We start from the raw sequence: 4,683 nt of genomic DNA, 5'->3' as shown, positions 1-4,683 counted from the left end.
CTGCAAACTTATAACTTTAGCATCGACCTCTATTTATTGCTGCTCGTCTTTCTTGGCTATTATTTGGTATCGCCGCGGATCGGCCAATATATCAAGTATCAGTTTGGGCTGACGCTTTTTCTCGTCATCCAGGTTTCCCACATGGTCAATACGTATATTTTGCAAAAAGAGCAAGCCGTATTTTCCCTGATGGAAAACTTTTTGCCGATCGTCTACTATATGACGCTCTTTCTCATTTTATTCGAGCGGGTTGTTGAACTTTTGCAAGCCGTTTACGCTTCTTCCATTACCGATGGGCTCACCGGACTGTTCACCCGCCATTATATGCTGAACCGGCTCAACCAAATGCTCTTGAACCGGGGAAATGTATCCGTCATTTTCGGCGATATCGATAATTTTAAAAAGTTAAATGACACAAAAGGCCATTTGGCCGGTGACAACGCGCTCAAGCAGGCGGCACGAATTATGCAGGAAGAAAGCGAGGGAATCGGCATTGTCGGCAGATACGGCGGAGAAGAACTCATGGTTCTCGTCGACGACGCCTCGCTTCGGGTGGAAAATTTGGCCGAACGCATCCGTCGCCGCATCGCGGCGGAAACCGGCGTGACGATCAGCTTAGGGTACAGCAAGAGCAAAAAAGGCTGCTCCGCCTCCGAGCTCATCATGCAGGCCGACCAGGCCATGTACATGTCGAAAAAGTCGGGAAAAAACAGAGTGACCGGATACCGGCAAGCCGCGGAATAACATTCCGATTCCGGCAAAAAAAACTTCGTCCTTTAGCCCCGAATTATTGGGTGAGGGCGAAGTTTTAGCGTAAAACAACGGAAAAATTGAAACCAAATGGCGAAGTCGGTTGTCTATATAAATGAGCGAATATTTCTGCATCTTATCTTCTGTCCCGGAGCAACTGCATGATCTCTGCCATTTTCGTGTGCAAACGTTCAATCCGTTTCTGAAAACTTGCCAGCAGATAGATCGTAATCGCGATGGGAAATCCCAGGTTTGCCACCAATTGCGCAAAGAAAACCCATTGCTCATGCGGCCCCATACCAGCCCCTCCTTTCCTTCCATCTTTAGTATATAAAGCGTGTTTGGGAGGATGAAATACAACCGTTCTTGATGAATCGGAAATTTCTCATTGGAGGTGGTTATCGTGCGGCATCACGCTTCAAATCTGTGCAGCGAAACCGGACAAAAACGGGGGCAAAAATTGCAGGAATGGATGGGCGCGAACCGGCTGCTGTTGCAAAACGGCGTCATTAACAAATTTGTCGCCCGCCCGGAGCACGCGCGTTTGTTATCCCGCTATTTGGCGCAACCGGATGAAACGACGAAGCGACAATTGGAAGAAGCTTTCCGATGCTTTTACAGCGAACTGCGTTTTATTCGCTATTTGACATCCAAGGTGCGCTATCGGGCGATCGATTTTCACCGCAAAAAGCGTAAATATGTATCCCGCATGCTTTATATCCTCGACAACACGGATTCGGGTTTGCCTGAAGCGCTGCTGTGGGCAGACAACAGCGTAAAGACGCCGCCTGAAGACAAGTTTGCCACACCGGAACAATTCCTGGACGAGTTGGAAAACCTCGCGTTATACAATGCCTTCAAGATGCTTACCCAAAAACAAAAAACGATCACCACCCTCACTTTTTCCATGCAACTGCGGGATGCGGAAATCGCCGCCTTGCTCGGCATCACCCAACAAACGGTAAACAAAACAAAAAAACGGGCTCTCCGCAAACTGAAAACGGCAATCGACGCGCAGCGCGGGAGGATGCCATGAACGAATTTTACCGGTTGATGGAAAAGGCCAAACAGGGTGATCAAGAGGCGACTTTGGCGATTATCGAGAAATTTGCGCCATTGATCCGCAAAACAAAAAATAAAGCCGATCCACAGGATCGCGATGACCTGGAACAGGAGTTGGTGGAAAAAATGATTTCCATTATTCACTCATACAACCTGGACAATGTTCCAACGTTCAGCGAGTTTTGCCGCGCGGTACTGGAAAAAGCGGAAAAGAACCATCCCGATCCTCACTGTACAAACGCAAACGGTCGCAGCGGAGGCCATTCGCCTTTTCAATGACAAATCGGTGCCTATAACGGCAAAAATACGGGTATAGACACTAGCGTTGAATTAAAGATTGACGCAATACTGGTGCCGAATATCAGGAAAAATACGAGAATAAGCGCTTCCACGACCGTTAAAATTGAAAAGTGGTCAATTTGCGCAAAATAAGCTCTCTTGCGACCGTTAAAGGCAGCAAGCCGGGAAGTTGGAACAGCTGATTTCGATGTTTCCGATCTAACGGACGTGACAGAGGCTATTTTGGGTTTTACACCCGATTTTTAATTTTAACGGACGCAGGCGAGATTATTTTAGCACTTTGTGCGGTATTCAGGTAAAAAAAAGGCGAATAGCCTCTGTAGCGTCCGTTAAAATTTTTGCCCAGCCTTTTTTCGGCAAATAGCCTCTGCTGCGTCCGTTAGCGCTGGGCGGGGAATATTGTGCAGGGATGCGCCTTTATTTTAGCACTGGGCGGGAAGGTTTGTGCAGGGGGGAACGCTCGCGATGTGCAGGTAGAGGCGTGCAGTGATCGTTGTGCAGGGAACATTGTGCAGCGAACTCTGCGCGGGGAACATTGTGCAGTGATCGTTGTGCAGGGAGGCGGTCCCCCGTTTTAGCGTTGCGCGGGGAGGCGCCGCCCGTTTTAGCGTTACGCAGGAGGGTTTAGACATGACGCATGGATTTGCAAGGATACTGCGCAGTTGGCGATTACGAAGGAATGTTTGCTATCCCCACCAAGGAAATGAAGGAAAAAACGCAAGCCGGGAAGTTGGAACAGTCTGACTTCGAAGTTTACAATTATGAAACGTTGCATTACTTGATCCCGATTTACAAAGAAGTGCTCCAAAAATACTTCCATTGAGCATATATTTTCCCAAGCCAAATGAACTTGAAAGATCGGCGTTAACCGATCCAAAACAAATCCTCGATTTGTTTATCCAAAATGTCGCTGATTTTTTTCGCGCTTGACGGACCGACAGACTTTTCCCCTCGCTCGATCAAACTGATATATGCGCGACTCAAGCCGGATCTGTGGGCCAATTCCCGCTGTGACAACCCCTTTACGATTCTTGTTTTCATGAACACATCTGTTTTGGCGCAGATCTTCATCCTTTCACACTCCAATACGCATCATATGTTCTTATTATATCGATTATTTTTTATACGAGCAACCATTTATGGTCTATTTTGTTATATTTATTCGCTATTTATTTGGAAAATAATGATTGTTTCAGTTTAGCAAAAATGTTATGATAAAAATGTTTACAATAGTTTACTATTGTTTATTTCTGATTTCTTTTGATTACAGGGTGATGCGCGTGCATTTTTATGAAGGGTTGAAAAAGATCCGCAAAATGAGAGGCTACACGATTCGCGAAGTATCCAAACGCTCCGGCGTTTCCCACGGGTATATTTCGCAATTGGAAAATGGCGTGCGCAACGTGCCTTCTCCGGAAATATTGCTCAAATTGGCGGATGCGCTCGAATATTCTTATGAAGAGCTAATGAAGATCGCGGGATATTTGGCGGAAGATCCGGAGCAAGAAGCCGCGGACAAACCGGTCAATCTGCGCCGGATTTTGCGCAGCAAACGGGTTGTGCTGGATGGGATGGAATTAAGCGGGGAAGACAAAGAATGGATTGAACGGATTTTGACCGTGCTTTTTTGGCGGCGCAAACCTGACGACAAAACCGCATCCTCTTTTGAGTACTGAAGCGTAGGCTATTGATTCTCCAGATTTTTGCGCGCCCTTAAATAAGCGGGGTCGGCCAGGTTATCCCATATTTCCTGAATCCGCTCGTTCTCCGTTTTTAATTGCGCTTCAAGGCGCGCCACCAAGCGCATGATTTCCGTTTTGATTTCGCCCGGAACTTCCACCTCCGTAAGCGATTTGATGACATAAAGCAGACAACGCAGCGTATCGCTCATCAGATGGCGCTTATTTTGCTCCAGCACTACTTGCGAAAGGAAAGCAAGATGTCCGAGCTCCTCCTGGGAAATTTTCAACCGAACCACCCGCCCGCAAATGGATTCTTTCAAGTAAATTATCGGCATTTTCACCGACTTTACTTAAATCAATGGGCTGTTTTACGTTGCAAATTGCAGTTCCGCAAACGGCTCATTTTGATAGATCATCGTCAGATGGAGGCTTTTGAATTCTCTTTCTTTTTCCAACTCGCGCATCAGGAGCGAAGCGATCGTCTCGCGCTCTTCCGCGCACGATCGTTCATAAAAGTCGATATATCCGGTCATTTCCCGGCTATTGATGTCGACCATAGCCGTGCCGACGGGCAGCCCGCCGCGGCTTTGCCGGTAAATGTCGTACGTTAAGGCGTCGCCGTCGTCGCGCACCAAAACGACCGAAAAATCTTCAAATTCGGCAAACTCCATATCGATCACAAACGTTTCCGAGCCATCATCGGCATCATCGGACCCGGTCTCGATAATATCGGAAAATTCGCTGCAGGTAATGATCACTTCGCTTTTTTGCACCTCCAAAGCGTCACCCAGCGACCGGATATACCGGCGGACAAACGATTTCACTTGCGCTTTGCCGTTTTCCGTCAGCCATTTGGGCTCCAATTGGACGGCGCCCGCCAATCTGACGT

The 4,683-nt window shown here is 47.6% G+C and carries 9 protein-coding genes; 5 read left to right on the top strand and 4 right to left on the bottom strand.

Annotation, left to right across the window (positions count from 1 at the left end; all coding sequences use genetic code 11):
* The coding region (locus VF260_09105) for a GGDEF domain-containing protein (protein HEX7057335.1) at positions 1-744 on the top strand (744 nt) is incomplete at its 5' end.
* Between the two features lie 142 nt (positions 745-886).
* Here the strand turns inward: VF260_09105 and VF260_09100 are convergent.
* Complete coding sequence (locus VF260_09100) at positions 887-1,048, bottom strand: YvrJ family protein (protein ID HEX7057334.1); 162 nt, start codon at positions 1,046-1,048, stop codon at positions 887-889.
* Positions 1,049-1,153: 105 nt separating this feature from the next.
* Between VF260_09100 and VF260_09095 the strand changes: the two genes are divergently transcribed.
* The 3 genes from VF260_09095 to VF260_09085 all read left to right on the top strand — a co-directional run bounded on the left by VF260_09095 (position 1,154) and on the right by VF260_09085 (position 2,935).
* The gene (locus VF260_09095) at positions 1,154-1,786 is read left to right on the top strand and encodes a sigma-70 family RNA polymerase sigma factor (protein HEX7057333.1); all 633 of its coding nucleotides are present in this window, start codon (positions 1,154-1,156) and stop codon (positions 1,784-1,786) included.
* Entirely contained in the window at positions 1,783-2,091 is a 309-nt protein-coding gene (locus tag VF260_09090; protein ID HEX7057332.1) for a helix-turn-helix domain-containing protein, read from the top strand. The genes VF260_09095 and VF260_09090 overlap by 4 nt, the downstream gene beginning before the upstream one ends.
* Before the next feature lie 658 nt (positions 2,092-2,749).
* A complete protein-coding gene (locus VF260_09085) occupies positions 2,750-2,935 on the top strand; it encodes a hypothetical protein (GenBank protein ID HEX7057331.1) in 186 nt (61 codons plus the stop codon).
* Between the two features lie 41 nt (positions 2,936-2,976).
* Here VF260_09085 and VF260_09080 read toward each other — a convergent pair whose 3' ends face one another.
* Entirely contained in the window at positions 2,977-3,183 is a 207-nt protein-coding gene (locus VF260_09080; GenBank protein ID HEX7057330.1) for a helix-turn-helix transcriptional regulator, read from the bottom strand.
* A gap of 209 nt (positions 3,184-3,392) precedes the next feature.
* On the opposite strand from VF260_09080, the gene VF260_09075 reads away from it, so the two are divergent.
* Positions 3,393-3,788, top strand: coding sequence for a helix-turn-helix transcriptional regulator (locus tag VF260_09075; GenBank protein HEX7057329.1), 396 nt, complete (start codon positions 3,393-3,395; stop codon positions 3,786-3,788).
* An 8-nt stretch (positions 3,789-3,796) separates the two neighbouring features.
* On the opposite strand, the gene VF260_09070 is transcribed toward VF260_09075, so the two are convergent.
* Positions 3,797-4,081, bottom strand: a complete 285-nt coding sequence (locus VF260_09070) for a hypothetical protein (protein ID HEX7057328.1) — start codon at positions 4,079-4,081, stop codon at positions 3,797-3,799.
* An 81-nt stretch (positions 4,082-4,162) separates the two neighbouring features.
* Positions 4,163-4,683, bottom strand: a 521-nt coding sequence (locus tag VF260_09065) for a hypothetical protein (protein ID HEX7057327.1), incomplete at its 5' end; no start/stop codon positions are given.

The sequence above is a fragment of the Bacilli bacterium genome, from assembly GCA_036381315.1.
In the GTDB taxonomy this organism is placed as follows: Bacteria; Bacillota; Bacilli; order Paenibacillales; family KCTC-25726; genus DASVDB01.
This window is presented reverse-complemented; position numbering and strand designations above follow the sequence as displayed.